This window comes from Flavonifractor sp. An10 (assembly GCF_002161215.1).
GTDB lineage: Bacteria > Bacillota > Clostridia > Oscillospirales > Oscillospiraceae > Flavonifractor > Flavonifractor avistercoris.
In genome coordinates, this window is the sequence record NZ_NFMB01000006.1 from 41,238 (window position 1) to 55,870 (window position 14,633).

Consider the following 14,633-nt stretch of genomic DNA (forward strand, 5'->3'; position numbering starts at 1 on the left):
TCATACACGCTTTTTCCCAAAAAGTCAAGACTTTGGCCGAATTGGAGGGAAAACAGGGCGGTTGGCGGCGGCCGCCGGATCTGCCACGACATGTGGTGGTCGGGGGGCGGATAGGCCGCGCCCCACCCCAAGAAGGGGGAGGGCCGCCCCGCGGCGCCCCGAAAATTTTGTCAGATCTGACAGCGGGGCGTCCGGCGGCCCTTTCCGTTGACGGGAGGCGGTGGGGCGTATTATAATGAGGGAAACACACACAGAAAGGCGGACGGGCCATGAAAACGCTGGTCATTGAGCGGGAAGCCCTGCGGCACAATATCGGCGTCATCAAGGAGCGGGCGGGGCAGGCGGTGATCTACGCGGTGCTCACCGGCGACGGCCACGGGGCCGGGCTGGTGGAGCTGGCCCGGGTGCTCCGGGAGGAGGGCATCGGCCGCTTCGCCGTCAGCGAGCCGGCGGAGGCCGCCGCCCTGCGCAAGGCGGGCTTTGTGGAGGAGGAGATCCTCATGCTCCGCCCCACGGTGGATCGGGAGGAGCTGGCGCAGCTCATCGAGCTGGACGTGGTGTGCACCGTGGGCTCCTCGGACACGGGCATGGCCCTCAACGCCGCGGCGGAGGAGCGCTCCACCGTGGTGGAGGCCCACATCCAGATCGACACCGGCATGGGCTTCGGCGGCTTCCTGGCCGACGAGCCGGAGAAGATCCTGTCGGTCTACCGCAACCTGCCCAACGTGGCCATCTCAGGCATCTGCACCCAGATCCAGGTGCGCAAGAAGGACGGGCGGGACCTCACCGCCCAGCTGGAGCAGTTCCACCGGGCGGTGGACGCCATCCGGGGGGCCGGGTTTGAGACCGGCACCGTCCACGCCGCCGGCTCCTACGCCCTGCTCCACTGGGACGAGGCCCGGCTGGACGGGGTGCGGGCGGGCTCCGCCCTGCTGGGCCGGTGCCGCCGCACCCGGGGGGACGGCCTGCGCCGGGTGGGCTACGGCGAGGTGGGCATCGAGGAGACCCGCTGGCTCCCCAAGGGCCACACCGTGGGGGGCGACAGCCCCGTCAGCCTCCGCCGCCCCACCCGGGTGGCGGTGCTCCCCGTGGGCTATCAGAACGGCTTCGGCGTGGCCCGGGCCAGGGGCGGCGGCCTGTGGGAGCAGGTGCGCCGCTGGCTCGCCTCCCGCCGCCGCACCGTCCGGGTCAACGGCCAGAAGGCCCGCATCCTGGGCTCCATCGGCGCCATCGAGACCGTGGTGGACGTCACCGACATCAAATGCGCCGCCGGCGATCCGGCGGTGTTCGACCTGGATCCCCTCTACGCCAGGGGCTTTGTCCGGGAATACCGATAACAAGGAAAGGAATTTATCCACTATGCGCGCAGTTGTCACACGGGTAAAGAACGCCTCCGTCACCATCGAGGGGCGTGTCAACGGGGAGATCGGCCAGGGGTTCCTGGTGCTGCTGGGGGTGGGCCCCAACGACACCGAGGCCCAGGCCGTCAAGATGGCCGACAAGATCTGCGGCCTGCGGGTCTTTGAGGACGAGAACGGCAAGATGAACCTGAACCTGGAGGCGGTGGGGGGCTCCCTGCTGGTGGTGAGCCAGTTCACCCTCTACGCCGACACCAAGTCCCGCCGCCCCGGCTTCACCGGGGCCGCCAAGCCCGACACGGCCATCCCCCTCTATGAGAAGTTCATGGCCGAGTGCGCCGCCCGGGGCTTCCGGGTGGAGCACGGCGAGTTCGGCGCGGACATGCAGGTGTACAGCCAGAACGACGGGCCGGTGACCATCCTGTTCGACACCGACCAGATGTAGGGCGCCTTATGATGGGGAGTGAAGGCCCGCCGACGGTCTGCCAACTGCCAAGCCTGTAGGGGCGGATAGTATCCGCCCGCCCAATGGGGCCCCCGCCGAAGCCCAGCGAAGCGGGTTCGGTGGGGAGAGGAGGCCCAGCGGAGGGAATGAGCTTTCGCGTTTACGCGGAAGCGAACGATCCGCAGCTTGGGCCGACGATGTGGGGCGCGACGACCCGGCGCGCCATCTGCCTGCCGGGATGCCCCCGGGGGCGGGCCGCTTTTTTGGAGGTGGCTTCGCTGGATTTTTATCGGAAGCGCCCCCGGCGCCTCCGACGCGGCGGGCGCACCGCTTTCTTTCCGAAAGAAAGCGGTGGGAAAGAAAGGGCCGGGGGTGTGCCCCCGGCGCCCCCCAAAAACGGGGGCTCATGGCGGCGGTGGGCTGTACGGAGCTTGCAAAAACCGGGTCGGCATCGCCGCCCGCCCCATTGGCGCTTGCAGTAATTGGGGCCCCCGCCGAAGCCCAGCGAAGTACCCGCAAGGGGCACGCCGCATCCGTAAGGCGGCAAAGCCGCCAACGGCTGCGCAGCGGGTTCGGTGGGGAGAGGAGGCCCAGCGGAGGGAATGAGCTTTCGGGCCTGCCCGGAAGCGAACGATCCGTAGCTTGGGCCGACGACGCCGCGCCTTGGGCGGCCCGCATCGGGATGACCCCGCAGGCCCTGGGAGCGGGTGCGCTGTACCGGCCTGGCCCGCCGGGCCGCCGCCGGTGCGGTGCCCCTGAGAGACCGGGGCGCCTGCGGCGGCTGTGTGAATCAAAGCATCCATCTTTGCGTATTGAGGTGACAGGATATGAACATCAAAACCATGCAGGTGGGCCCGCTGGGCACCAACTGCTACCTGCTGGAGGACGAGCACACCCACGCCGCGGCGGTAATCGATCCCGGCGGAGACGGGGCGCGGATTGAGGCCCAGCTGCTGGCCGACGGGGCGGAGCTGAAGCTGATCCTCCTCACCCACGCCCACTTCGACCACACCGGCGGCGTGGCGGAGCTCCACGCCGCCCACCCCGACGTGCCGGTGTTCCTCCACCCGGCGGACGCCGCCCGCCTGGGCAGCCAGGTGTTCCCCCCCATCGGCGCGCCCACCGTGCCCTACGGCGACGGCGACGTGGTGAAGCTGGGGGATCTGGACATCCAGGTGCTCCACACCCCCGGCCACACCCCCGGCGGGGTGTGCCTGCTGGTGGGGGACGCCCTCTTCACCGGCGACACCCTGTTCCAGGGCTCCATGGGCCGCATCGACTTCGAGGGAGGCTCCTACGAGGATATCATGGCCTCCCTGGCCCGGCTGGCCCACCTGCCCGGCGACTTCCGCGTCCTCCCCGGCCACATGGACGCCTCCACCCTGGAGCGGGAGCGCAAGACCAACTACTACATCCGGGAGGCCCTGAGGGGATAAGGGGCGGGGGCATACCCGGCGTCTCCCGGCGGGCGGATGATATCCGCCCCTACACTCCCTGAAAGGAAACGCCCAATGAAGCTCTATTATCGCGGACACAACTATAAATACGCGGCGGAACAGATGCTGCTGACCCTTTTCCCCACCGAGCGGCCGGAGTACGCCGACGCACCCCCCGGGCCGGGGGAGGACGCCCTGGTGCTCTCTTTGAGCCGGGGGAAGACCTGGGCCACCGCCACGGCGGCGCTGACCTGGGGCGGGGCGGAATACCGGGCCGCCCGCCGGTGCCGGGTGTCGGAGCTCACCGACCAGCTGTCCGCCGACCGGGCTCTCCAGCGGATTCTCAAGCTGGCCTTCTACGACGCGGGCACGGCGGCGCTGGGAAAGGAGCCCCCCTGGGGGGCCCTCACCGGCGTGCGGCCGGTGAAGATCCCCGCCAAGGCCATGCTGGCCGGGGCCACCCCCGCCCAGGCGGAAAAAGTCCTGCGGGACACCTACCGGGTGAGCCCCGGCCGGAGAAAGCTGGCCATGGACTGCGCCCAGGCCAGCCTGGCCGCCCAGCGGAGCCTGGGGGAGCATGAGGTGTCCCTCTACGTGGGCATCCCCTTCTGCCCCACCCGGTGCGCCTACTGCTCCTTTGTCTCCGCCGACGTGGGCCGGGCGCTGAAGCTGATCGACCCCTTCCTGGACGCCCTGTCCGAGGAGATCCGGGCCACCGGGGCCATGCTGGAGGGGGCGGGGCTGCAGGTGCGCACCGTCTACTTCGGCGGCGGCACCCCCACCACCCTCACCGCCCCCCAGCTGGATCGGCTGATGGGGGAGCTGGCGGAGCACATCGACCTGTCCGCCTGCACCGAGTACACGGTGGAGGCGGGCCGGCCAGACACCATCACGGCGGAGAAGCTGGCGGTGCTGAGGCGCCGGGGCTGTGACCGGGTGTCGGTGAACCCCCAGTCCATGTCCGACGCGGTGCTGGCCGCCATGGGGAGGGCCCACCGGGCCGCCGACATCCTGCGGGCCTTCGCCCTGGTGCGGGAGAGCGGCATCGGGTGCGTCAACATGGATCTCATCGCCGGCCTGCCCGGCGACAGCGCGGACGGCTTCCGCGCCTCCCTGGATCAGGTGCTGGAATTGGCCCCGGAGAACGTGACGGTGCACACCCTGGCCCTGAAAAAGGGCTCCCGCTTAATGAACGGGGCCCCCAACAAGGGCAAGGCCCTTGTTGGGGAGAGGACGAGCGGCGGCATGAGTGAGCTTCCCTGGAAACAGGGAAGCGAAGGATATAAAGCCCGCGAGGACGAGGGGGATACCCCTCTGCCCGCCGGGGAGGACGTGGCCGCCATGCTGGACTACGCCTGGGCCGCCCTGCGGGAGAGCGGCCAGATCCCCTACTATCTCTACCGGCAGAAGTACATGTCCGGTTCCTTTGAGAACGTGGGCTGGTGCCTGCCCGGCACCGAGAGCCTGTACAACATCTGCATGATGGAGGAGCTGCACACCATCGTCTCCCTGGGGGGCGGCGGGGTCACCAAGCTGGTGGATCGGCACACCGGGTACATCCAGCGGGTGGCCAACGCCAAGTATCCCCAGGAGTACATTCAGAAGATCGACGCCATCTGCGCCGACAAGGCCAGGGTGGCGGAGTTCTGCCGCCAACACGGGTAAAGGAGGGAAACCATGCCCTATCAGCTCAGTGAGATCAACGACAAGATCCGCAGGGATCCGGCCGCCTTCCTGGCCGAGTGCGACGCCCACTACCAGGAGCGCATCCACACGGCGGTGGACACCATCCTGGAGCGGATGAAGGTGAGCCCCATCGCGCTGCTGTCCGGCCCCTCCGGCTCCGGCAAGACCACCACGGCCATGAAGCTGGAGCAGGAGCTGGAGCGCCGGGGGGTGAACAGCCACACCATCTCCCTGGACAACTACTTCAAGACCCTCAACCGCAAGACCGCCCCCCGCACCCCCGAGGGGGACATCGACTACGAGTCCCCCCTGCTGCTGGACATGGAGCTGCTGGACGACACCTTCTCCCGCCTGTCCCGGGGGGAGTGGGTGATCGTCCCCCACTTCGAGTTCGCCCGCCAGATGCGCAACGACAGCCAGGGCACCCCCCTCAAGCTGGAGAAGAACGAGATCGCCATCTTCGAGGGCATCCACGCCCTCAACGACGACATCGCCGGCCGCCACCCGGAGGCCACGGGCATGTACATCTCCGCCCGCTCCAACATCCTGGAGGGGGAGGCGCTGCGCTTCAAGGGCACCTGGATGCGCATCACCCGCCGGGCGGTGCGGGACTACAACTTCCGGGGCACCGACCTGCTGGAGACCCTGCTCATGTGGTATAATGTCCGCCGGGGGGAGAAAACCTACATCTCCCCCTTCAAAAGCCGGGCCCACGTGATCATCGACTCCTCCCTGCGGTATGAGGTGCCCGTGTTCGCCCACTACGCCGACGCCCTCCGGGCCGCCGTGGAGCAGGTGCCGGAGGACAACCCCCGCTGCCGGGAGTTCCACGACCTGGTGGACGCCTTCCGCTGGTTTGAGCCCATCGACCCCGCCCTGGTGGCCCCCGACTCCCTGATCCGGGAATTTATCGGCGGGGGATCCTATCATTATTGAGGGGCATCCGTCTGTAGGGGTGGTCTTTGACCGCCCGCGGGCGACCACAGGTCGCCCCTACGGGCCCCGCGTCCGGTTGCGGCGGGCAGCGCCCCCTCATCAGTCAGCCTTCGGCTGCCAGCTTCCCCCCTGAGGGGGGAAGCCAAATCCGGTTTGCAAGCCCTGTTGAACCCACAGAGCCCCCCCCTCCCCGGCCATTCTCAATTTTCCATTATCAATTATCAATTCAACCCGAGGAAAGAAGGAACGATTATCATGTCCGAATGTACCCACAACTGCTCCTCCTGCGGCGAGAGCTGCTCGGAGCGCACCACGCCCCAGGATTTCCGCGCGCCGGCCAACGGCCTGTCCCACATCGGGAAGGTGATCGCCGTGGTCAGCGGCAAGGGGGGCGTGGGCAAGAGCACCGTGACCTCCTCCCTGGCCGTAGCCATGCGCCGGCTGGGCAAGAAGGTGGGCGTGCTGGACGCCGACATCACCGGCCCCTCCATCCCCACCGCCTTCGGCGTCCACACCAAGGCCGAGGGCAGCGAGCTGGGCATCTACCCGGTGGAGACCAAGACCGGCATTGAGATCATGAGCCTCAACCTGCTCATGGAGAACGAGACCGACCCGGTGGTGTGGCGGGGCCCCGTCATCGCCGGGGCGGTGAAGCAGTTCTGGACTGACGTGATCTGGGGCGACGTGGACTACCTGTTCGTGGATATGCCGCCGGGAACCGGCGACGTGCCCCTCACCGTGTTCCAGTCCCTGCCGGTGGACGGCATCATCGTGGTCACCTCCCCCCAGGAGCTGGTGAGCATGATCGTCACCAAGGCGGTGAAGATGGCCGAGATGATGCACATCCCGGTGCTGGGCCTGGTGGAAAACTACAGCTACTATGAGTGCCCCGACTGCGGCAGGCGCCACGCCGTCTTCGGCGAGAGCCACATCGACCAGACCGCCGCCCAGCACGGCCTCAAGGTGCTGGCCCGGCTGCCCATCGACCCGGCGGCGGCCGCCGCCTGCGACGCGGGCACCATCGAGGATTTCGAGCCCAACTACCTCGCCGATGTGGCAAAGGCCCTGGCGGAGTAACCCCAATCAGCAAAGGAAGTGCATCCCCATGTCCCATACCGCCGAGCTCATCGCCGTGGGCACCGAGCTGCTGCTTGGAAATATTGCCAACACCGACGCCCAGATGCTCTCCCAGGGCCTGTCCGCCCTGGGCATCAACGTCTACTACCACACGGTGGTGGGAGACAACCCCCAGCGGCTCCGCGCCGCCGTGGAGCTGGCCCGCACCCGGGCGGACATTATCATCACCACCGGCGGCCTGGGCCCCACCTGCGACGACCTCACCAAGAACGTGCTGGCGGAGTGCTTCGGCAAACCGCTGGTGTTCCATGAGCCCTCCGCCCGCCGCATCGAGGCCTACTTCCAGCGGCTTCACGCCGGCCGGCCCATGACGGAGAACAACTACCAGCAGGCCATGCTCCCCGAGGGGTGCACGGTGCTGGACAACGACTGGGGCACCGCCCCCGGCGTGGCCTTTGAGGCCGGCGGCGTCCGGGTGATCATGCTCCCCGGCCCGCCCCGGGAGTGTAAGGCCATGTTCACCCACCGGGTGGTGCCCTATCTGAAAAGCCTGGCCGACGGGGTGATCGTCTCCCGCACCCTGAAGCTCTTCGGCATCGGGGAGTCCTCCATGGAGGCCCAGCTGCGGGACGAGATGAACGCCATGACCAACCCCACCCTGGCCCCCTACGCCAAGGAGGGGGAGTGCGAGCTGCGCATCACCGCCAGGGCGGAGGATGAACAGGCCGCCCACGCCCTCATCGACCCGGTGGAGGCGCGGCTGCGGGCCAAATTCGGCCCCCTGATCTACGGCGCCGACGTGCCCTCCATCGAGGCGGCGGTGTTCCGGCTCCTGAAGGAGAAAAACCTGACCTTCGGCTGCGCCGAGAGCTGCACCGGCGGCCTCATCGCCAAGCGCATGACCGACCTGTCCGGGGTGTCCGCCGTGTTCCGGGGGGGCGTGGTGAGCTACGCCACCCAGGTGAAGCACACCGTCCTGGGGGTGGAGCAGGCCCTCCTGGAGCAGTACGGCGCGGTCAGCGAGCCCGTGGCCCGGGCCATGGCCGAGGGGGCCCGGCGGGTGCTGGGCTGCGACATCGCGGTAGCTTCCACCGGCGTGGCCGGCCCCGATCCCGACGAGCGGGGCAACCCGGTGGGGCTGGTCTACCTGGCCCTGGCCGCCCCCGACGGCACCTGGGTGCGGAAAATCCAGCAGGGCATGGGCCGGGAGCGGGTGCGCCACGTGGCTGCCTCCCACGCCTTCGACCTGGCAAGGCGGTACCTGAGCGGCCTGGAGATGAAGTAAACAGAAAACAGCGGGTATTCTGCAAAATGCAGAATACCCGCTGTTTTCTTTTCCCGAGCCAAGTAGCGGAAATCACCCCGCCCTGTAGGGGCGGATATCATCCGCCCGTCTAATGGGGCCCCGCGGCGACCCAACGGAGTGGTCGTCGTGGGGAGAGGAGGCACAGTGGAGGGAACGAGCTTTGCCGCTTGCGGCGAAGCGAGCGATCCGTAACTTGTGCCGACGATGTAGGGGCGGATATCATCCGCCCGCTTGCCCCCGCAACCGCTGGCCCGTGGGGCGCGACGACTCGGCGCGCCGTCCGTAGGGGCGACCTGTGGCCGCCCGTCTGCCGGGGTGCCCCCGGGGACGCGCCCAATGGGGCCCCCGCGGCGACCCAACGGAGTGGTCGTCGTGGGGAGAGGAGGCCCAGCGGAGGGAATGAGCTTTCGGGCCTGCCCGGAAGCGAACGATCCGCAGCTTGGGCCGACGACGGCGCCCCCATTTTTTCCCGAAGAAATGGGGAGAAAGAAGGGCCGGGGGGCTTTCCGCCTTTTCAAAAAGGATGCTTCGCATAGATTTACATCGAAGGCGCCCCCGGCGCCTTCGACCCCGGCCCCCCAAACGGGGGCCCAGGGCGGCGGTGGGCTGTACGCACAGGGCAGAGACCGGGCGTGCATTGCCGCCCGCATCGTCGGCACAAGTTGCGGATCGCTCGCTTCGCCGCAAGCGGCAAAGCTCGTTCCCTCCACTGTGCCTCCTCTCCCCACCGAACCCGCTTCGCTGGGCTTCGGCGGGGGCCCCGTAATGATCATCTCTCCAGGCGCTGCCGCGCCCCGGGTGGCACGCATCGGGGTTACCCTGCAAGCCCTGAGAGCTGCTGCGCTGTACCGGCTTGGCCCGCCGGGCCGCCGTCGGTGCCATGCCTCCGAAATACCAAGGCATTCGCGGCGGCTGGAAAACGGCGCGTCAGGGATGCCGCGCCCTACGCCTCCAGAGTGATGGCCACGGCGTAGGCCCGGTCGTACTGGTTGAGGTAGGCCACGTCAAAGAAGCTGTCGGGCAGGGCGGCGGAGGTGACCCCCTCGCCGTCGTCGTACACCGCCAGGTAGAGGGGCGCGCGCTCCCCCACGGTCAGGGCCTGGGGGTCGTTCAGCCACGCCCAGGTGCGGCCCGTGTCGGTGCGGGTGACGCCGCTCAGGGCGGCGTTGACGCTGTACCGGCCGGAGCCGTCCTGCCAGTTGATGCGGATGCCGTCCTCCTCCAGCACCACGCCCAGCCGGAGGCTGTCGGAGGAGCCGGAAACGCCCACCGAGCCGCCCCCCACGGCCAGCCACTGGCCGTCCTGCCAGGAGAGCACCTCGATGCTGCAGCCGGTGACCGCCTCACCGGCGGAGAGCTGGTACACGCCGTACTCCGTGTCCGCGCCCCCCACCAGGGCCAGCAGGGCCGCCTCTTCCTCGCTCGGCTCCAGGGGAGCCACGGAGTTGTCCCCCAGCTCCTCGTTCTGCTCCCCGCCGCCCCGGGGGGCGCAGCCCGCCAGGGCCAGGGTGCACACCAGGGCCAGACAGATCAGCTTTTTCATGTTCCTCGTCCTCTCTTTTTAGGTAATCCAGGCGCTTCCCAGCACCGTGTCGCCGTCGTAGAACACCGCCAGCTGCCCCGGCGTGGGGGCCCGGGCGGGGGTGTGCATGCGGAGCACCACGCCCTCCCCGTCCGCCTCCAGGGCGGCGGGGAACTGGGTGCGGGAGTGGCGCAGGCGCACCTGCACCTCCACCGGGCCGGTGAGGCCGTCCGCGGCCAGCCAGTTGGGGCGGACACACCGCACCGTGTCCCTCCCCAGGTCGGAGCCGTCGGAGAGCACCACCTCGCAGGTGTCCGGCCGCAATTCCGTGACGAAGTACCGGTGGGGCCCCGACACCCCCAGGCCCCGGCCCTGGCCCAGGGTATAGCGGTGGATGCCCTTGTGCTGTCCCAGGATATGGCCCGATTTGTCCACAAAATTGCCGGGCGGTGTGGAAAAGCCACGCGCCTCCAGCCAATCGCCGTAGTCCCCCTGGGGGATGAAGCAGATCTCCATGGAGTCGGGCTTGTCCGCCACCGGGATGCCGAAGCCCCGGGCCAGGGCCCGTACCTCGGTCTTTTCGTAATCGCCCAGGGGGAAAATAACCCGCTGTAATTGCTCCCGGGTGAGCCGGGAGAGCATATAGGACTGGTCATTGGCGGGCCGCCCCTTTTTCAGCAGGCCGTTTTCCACCCGGGCGTAGTGGCCGGTGGACACATACCGGGCCCCGATTTTCTCCGCCAGGGCGAAGAGGGCGGGGAACTTCACCAGCCGGTTGCAACGGGCGCAGGGCAGGGGCGTCCGCCCCGCCAGGTAGTCGGCGGCGAAGGGGGCGCACACCTGTTCCTCCAGCTGCGCCCGGATGTCCGCGATCTCCAGGGGGATGCCCAGCCGCTCCGCCACGGCGGCGGCGTCCGCCGCCCCGCTCCCCCCCAGGCCGATGTCCAGATAGAGGCCGGTGACGTCGTAGTGCTCCTGCAGCAGCTTGGCCGCCACGGCGGAGTCCACCCCGCCGGACAGGCCAAGGACAATTTTCTCTCCCATAGGTTCTCCTTTGTGTTGGGTGATCTCAGACGGCGGGGGCAAGCCCCCGCCCTACAAGCCGGGGGCGGAATCGGGCCTGCCTCTACTTCTCCAGCTGGAGCATGAGCACGGCGATGTCCGCCGGGCTCACCCCGGAGATGCGGGAGGCCTGCCCCAGGCTGAGGGGGCGGATCCTGTCCAGCTTCTGCCGGGCCTCCAGCCGCAGGCCGGCCATGGACAGGTAGTCCAGATCCGGCGGCAGGGGCCTGTCCTCCATCTTCCGCTGCTCCTCCACCTGCCGCAGCTGGCGGTCGATGTACCCCTGGTACTTCACCGCGATCTCCACCGCCTCGGTGACGTCGGGGGGCAGGTCGGGCCGGCCCCTGTCCGCCGCCGCCAGGCCCTCATAGGTGTTCTCCGGGCGGCGGAGCAGATCCACCAGCCGCCCGTCGGGGGTGCCGGTGTGCTCCAGCCGCCTGATCTCCTGATCCACGGCGGCGTATTTGTCCAATACTTTTTGATACCGCTGGTCGCTGACCAGGCCGATGGCGTGCCCCACGGGGCACAGCCGCCGGTCGGCGTTGTCCTGCCGGTGGAGAAGCCGGTACTCGGTGCGGGAGGTCATCATCCGGTAGGGCTCGTTGGTGCCCTTGGTGACCAGATCGTCGATGAGCACCCCGATGTACCCCTGATCCCGCCGGAGCACCAGCGGCTCCCGCCCCAGAATCTTCAGCGCCGCGTTCACCCCGGCCACAAAGCCCTGGGCGGCGGCCTCCTCATACCCGGAGGAGCCGTTGAACTGCCCGGCCCCGTACAGGCCCTGGATGCGCTTGCACTCCAGAGTGGGCAGCAGCTGGGTGGGGTCTAAGCAGTCGTACTCGATGGCGTAGGCCGGGCGGGTCATCTCGGCGCGCTCCAGCCCGGGAATGGTGTGGAGCATCTGAATCTGCACGTCCTCCGGCAGGGAGGAGGAGAAGCCCTGGATGTACAGCTCCTCGGTGTTCAGCCCCATGGGCTCCACGAAGAGCTGGTGCCGCTCCTTGTCGGCAAAGCGCACCACCTTGTCCTCGATGGAGGGGCAGTACCGGGGCCCCACCCCCTCGATCACCCCGGAGAACAGGGGCGACCGATCCAGGTTGGCCCGGATCACGGCGTGGGTGGCGGCGTTGGTGTAGGTGAGCCAGCACACGGCCCTGTTCTCCGGCGGCGTCTCCGTCTCGAAGGAGAAGGGGAGCGCCTGCCCGTCCCCCTCCTGCAGCTCCATCTGGGAGAAGTCCACGCTGCGGGCGTTGACCCGGGGGGGCGTGCCCGTCTTGAACCGCCGCAGCTCCAGCCCCAGCTTTTCCAGGCTCTCCGTCAGGGGGAGGGCGGCGGCCAGCCCGTCGGGGCCGGACTGCCGCGTCACGTCCCCCACGATGGTGCGGCCACCCAGGTAGGTGCCGGTGGCCACCACCACAGCTTTGACCCGGTACACCGCCCCGTAGGCGGTGCGCACAGCGGCGACCCGGCCGTGCTCGGCAAACACGTCGGTGATCTCCGCCTGCTTCACCCACAGGTGCTCCTGCCGCTCCAGGGTGTGCTTCATGATCTCCTGGTACCGGCGGCGGTCGGCCTGGGCCCGCAGCGACCACACCGCCGGGCCCTTGCCCCGGTTTAAGAGCCGGTACTGGATGCACGCCTGGTCGGCGGCCTTTGCCATCTCGCCCCCCAGGGCGTCCAGCTCCCGCACCAGGTGGCCCTTCCCCGTGCCGCCGATGGCCGGGTTGCAGGGCATGTTGCCCACCGCGTCCAGGTTCACCGTGAAGCACAGGGTGTCCAGCCCCAGCCGGGCGGCGGCCAGCGCCGCCTCAATGCCCGCGTGGCCCGCGCCGATGACCGCGATATCGTATGTTCCTGCTTCGTAATCCATGCGTTCGATACTCTTTCCTCTGTGATGTGTATGCCTGTGCGTGGGGCCTGGAGCCCCTCATCCGCCCCGGCGGGGGCAAGCCCCCGCCCTACGAGTGGTGCGGATTCAGAACGTGCTGTGTGCCGCCACATCCGCCAAGCTCGTTCGGCGGCATGGCACCGGCGGCGGCCCGGCGGGCCAAGCCGGTACAGCGCAGCAGCTGTCAGGGCTTGCCGGGTAATCCCGATGCGTGCCGCCCGAGGCGCGGCGTCGTCGGCCCAAGCTACGGATCGTTCGCTTCCGGGCAGGCCCGAAAGCTCATTCCCTCCGCTGGGCCTCCTCTCCCCACCGAACCCGCTGCGCAGCCGTTGGCGGCTTTGCCGCCTTACGGATGCGGCGTGCCCCTTGCGGGTACTTCGCTGGGCTTCGGCGGGGGCCCCAGTTACCGCAAGCGCCAGCCAATGGGGCGGGCGGCGATGCCGGCCCGGTTCTTTCCAGCCAATCACAGCCCACCGCCGCCATGGGCCCCGGGTCCAGGGTCGAAGGCGCCGGGGGCGCCTTCGATGAAAATCCACGCGAAGCCACCTCAAAAAACGCAGGCCCTGGTGGTTTTCCCACCGCTTTTGACACCAAAAGCGGTGCGCCCGCCGCGCAGGCGCCCCCGGGGGCACCCCCGGCAGGTGGATGGCGCGCCGAGGTCGTCGCGCCCCACGTCGTCGGCACAAGTTACGGATCGCTCACTTCGCCGCAAGCGGCAAAGCTCGTTCCCTCCACTGTGCCTCCTCTCCCCACGACGACCACTCCGTTGGGTCGCCGCGGGGGCCCCATTAGACGGGCGGATGGTATCCGCCCCTACGGGCCTGGCAGTTGTCATACCGCCCCAGCGGGCGGCGCGCCGGGGATGCCGCGCCCTACTTGCCGTAGACGATGGAGACGGCCTTTTGGCAGTTGAGGATCTCCGCCGTTTTGGGGGCGCCGCCGAACTCGCCGTCCAGAGTCCAGGGCAGCTCCTGCTCACAGGTGATTTTCAGCCGGCTGGTGCGGTAGCTGGTGACCAGCCCGCCCTCGTCGGGGGACATGGTGAGCAGGGCGCGGATCACGGCCTGGAGCTGGATGGGGTTCTCCGGCCGGCGCACCAGCACCACCTCAAAAATCCCGTCGTCCAGGGCCACCGGCTGGGCGGGCGTCCCCTTGAAGCCCCCCACGGACACGGTGTTGCTCACCATGCCGTAGCAGTAGCCCCCCGCCTCCACCCCGCCGTCGTGCTCCACGGTGAGGGGGTAGGACTGGATGGAGGCAATGCGGGTGACGCTCTCCAGCATATAGGCGGTGCGGCCCAGCAGGTTCTTCACCGGCTGGGGGGTGTTGTAGGACACGTCGGTGAAGGCGCCGAAGGCGGCCACGTAGATGAAGTGCTCGCCGTTGAACCGGCCGATGTCCACCGGCCGGGGCACCCCGGCGGCGGCGGTGCGGGCCATGGCCTCCATCCCCCGGGGGAGGGACAGGTTCCTGGAGAAGTCGTTGGTGGTGCCGGCGGGGATATAGCCCACCTCCGGCCGCGCCTCGGGCGGCAGGGCCATCAGGCCGTTCACCACCTCGTGGAGGGTGCCGTCCCCCCCGCCGCAGACGATGCGGTCAAACTCCCCGGCCCGGCGGGCGGCCAGCTCCGCGGCGTCCCCGGTCCCCCGGGTGGGGTGAACCGTCACGTCCCAGTCCCGGGCCAGCTCCTCCAGCACCGCCGCCAGGCGGCTTTTCAGCAGGCCCTTCCCCGCGTGGGTATTGTAGATAAACAGCAGCTTCTTCATAGCGCTCCTCCGTTGTCATGTGCCTATATTATACAGGGATTGCCGCAAAATACAACCACCCGCCGGAGCGGGCGGCAAATTTCCGCCGGGTCTTGCTTTTTTTCGCTAAAGTGTGTAGAATAAAAATCTCAGCGCAAACACAAAGGAGTGC

At 68.7% G+C, this 14,633-nt stretch carries 11 protein-coding genes; 7 read left to right on the forward strand and 4 right to left on the reverse strand.

Translation table 11 applies throughout. The features are described 5' to 3' along the window. The first annotated feature begins 269 nt into the window (after positions 1-269). The 7 genes from B5E42_RS11500 (at position 270) to B5E42_RS11530 (ending at position 8,223) form a co-directional block, all read left to right on the forward strand. Positions 270-1,337, forward strand: coding sequence for an alanine racemase (locus B5E42_RS11500; RefSeq protein WP_087239772.1), 1,068 nt, complete (start codon positions 270-272; stop codon positions 1,335-1,337). Between the two features lie 22 nt (positions 1,338-1,359). Further along, positions 1,360-1,803: a D-aminoacyl-tRNA deacylase gene (dtd, locus tag B5E42_RS11505; protein ID WP_087239774.1), complete on the forward strand. Its 444-nt coding sequence runs from the start codon at positions 1,360-1,362 to the stop codon at positions 1,801-1,803. Between the two features lie 827 nt (positions 1,804-2,630). Continuing rightward, complete coding sequence (locus tag B5E42_RS11510) at positions 2,631-3,239, forward strand: MBL fold metallo-hydrolase (protein WP_087239776.1); 609 nt, start codon at positions 2,631-2,633, stop codon at positions 3,237-3,239. Positions 3,240-3,314: 75 nt separating this feature from the next. After that, positions 3,315-4,904, forward strand: a complete 1,590-nt coding sequence (gene hemZ, locus B5E42_RS11515; protein ID WP_087239778.1) for a coproporphyrinogen dehydrogenase HemZ — start codon at positions 3,315-3,317, stop codon at positions 4,902-4,904. A gap of 12 nt (positions 4,905-4,916) precedes the next feature. Further along, the gene (locus tag B5E42_RS11520) at positions 4,917-5,861 is read left to right on the forward strand and encodes an adenylyl-sulfate kinase (RefSeq protein WP_087239781.1); all 945 of its coding nucleotides are present in this window, start codon (positions 4,917-4,919) and stop codon (positions 5,859-5,861) included. A 255-nt stretch (positions 5,862-6,116) separates the two neighbouring features. After that, positions 6,117-6,938, forward strand: coding sequence for an Mrp/NBP35 family ATP-binding protein (locus tag B5E42_RS11525; RefSeq protein WP_087239782.1), 822 nt, complete (start codon positions 6,117-6,119; stop codon positions 6,936-6,938). A gap of 28 nt (positions 6,939-6,966) precedes the next feature. Next, complete coding sequence (locus B5E42_RS11530; RefSeq protein ID WP_087239784.1) at positions 6,967-8,223, forward strand: competence/damage-inducible protein A; 1,257 nt, start codon at positions 6,967-6,969, stop codon at positions 8,221-8,223. Positions 8,224-9,187: 964 nt separating this feature from the next. Here the strand turns inward: B5E42_RS11530 and B5E42_RS11535 are convergent. The 4 genes from B5E42_RS11535 to B5E42_RS11550 form a co-directional block, all read right to left on the reverse strand. Further along, on the reverse strand, positions 9,188-9,787 hold the full coding sequence (locus tag B5E42_RS11535) for a hypothetical protein (protein WP_087239786.1): 600 nt from the start codon (positions 9,785-9,787) through the stop codon (positions 9,188-9,190). Between the two features lie 18 nt (positions 9,788-9,805). After that, complete coding sequence (gene mnmA, locus B5E42_RS11540; RefSeq protein ID WP_087239788.1) at positions 9,806-10,810, reverse strand: tRNA 2-thiouridine(34) synthase MnmA; 1,005 nt, start codon at positions 10,808-10,810, stop codon at positions 9,806-9,808. A gap of 82 nt (positions 10,811-10,892) precedes the next feature. Then, complete coding sequence (gene mnmG / locus B5E42_RS11545; protein WP_087239790.1) at positions 10,893-12,698, reverse strand: tRNA uridine-5-carboxymethylaminomethyl(34) synthesis enzyme MnmG; 1,806 nt, start codon at positions 12,696-12,698, stop codon at positions 10,893-10,895. Between the two features lie 890 nt (positions 12,699-13,588). Then, positions 13,589-14,482 (reverse strand): YegS/Rv2252/BmrU family lipid kinase, encoded by an 894-nt coding sequence (locus B5E42_RS11550; RefSeq protein ID WP_087239792.1) that lies wholly within the window; start codon positions 14,480-14,482, stop codon positions 13,589-13,591. Positions 14,483-14,633: the final 151 nt, after the last annotated feature.

Excerpts from the sequence above, each read along its gene's own strand:
- B5E42_RS11520 (WP_087239781.1), top strand. The coding sequence starts at position 4,917 with ATGCCCTATCAGCTCAGTGAGATCAACGACAAGATCCGCAGGGATCCG.
- B5E42_RS11550 (WP_087239792.1), bottom strand. The coding sequence starts at position 14,482 with ATGAAGAAGCTGCTGTTTATCTACAATACCCACGCGGGGAAGGGCCTG.
- B5E42_RS11525 (WP_087239782.1), top strand. The coding sequence starts at position 6,117 with ATGTCCGAATGTACCCACAACTGCTCCTCCTGCGGCGAGAGCTGCTCG.
- B5E42_RS11510 (WP_087239776.1), top strand. The coding sequence starts at position 2,631 with ATGAACATCAAAACCATGCAGGTGGGCCCGCTGGGCACCAACTGCTAC.
- B5E42_RS11500 (WP_087239772.1), top strand. The coding sequence starts at position 270 with ATGAAAACGCTGGTCATTGAGCGGGAAGCCCTGCGGCACAATATCGGC.
- mnmA (WP_087239788.1), bottom strand. The coding sequence starts at position 10,810 with ATGGGAGAGAAAATTGTCCTTGGCCTGTCCGGCGGGGTGGACTCCGCC.
- hemZ (WP_087239778.1), top strand. The coding sequence starts at position 3,315 with ATGAAGCTCTATTATCGCGGACACAACTATAAATACGCGGCGGAACAG.
- dtd (WP_087239774.1), top strand. The coding sequence starts at position 1,360 with ATGCGCGCAGTTGTCACACGGGTAAAGAACGCCTCCGTCACCATCGAG.
- B5E42_RS11530 (WP_087239784.1), top strand. The coding sequence starts at position 6,967 with ATGTCCCATACCGCCGAGCTCATCGCCGTGGGCACCGAGCTGCTGCTT.
- B5E42_RS11535 (WP_087239786.1), bottom strand. The coding sequence starts at position 9,787 with ATGAAAAAGCTGATCTGTCTGGCCCTGGTGTGCACCCTGGCCCTGGCG.
- mnmG (WP_087239790.1), bottom strand. The coding sequence starts at position 12,698 with ATGGATTACGAAGCAGGAACATACGATATCGCGGTCATCGGCGCGGGC.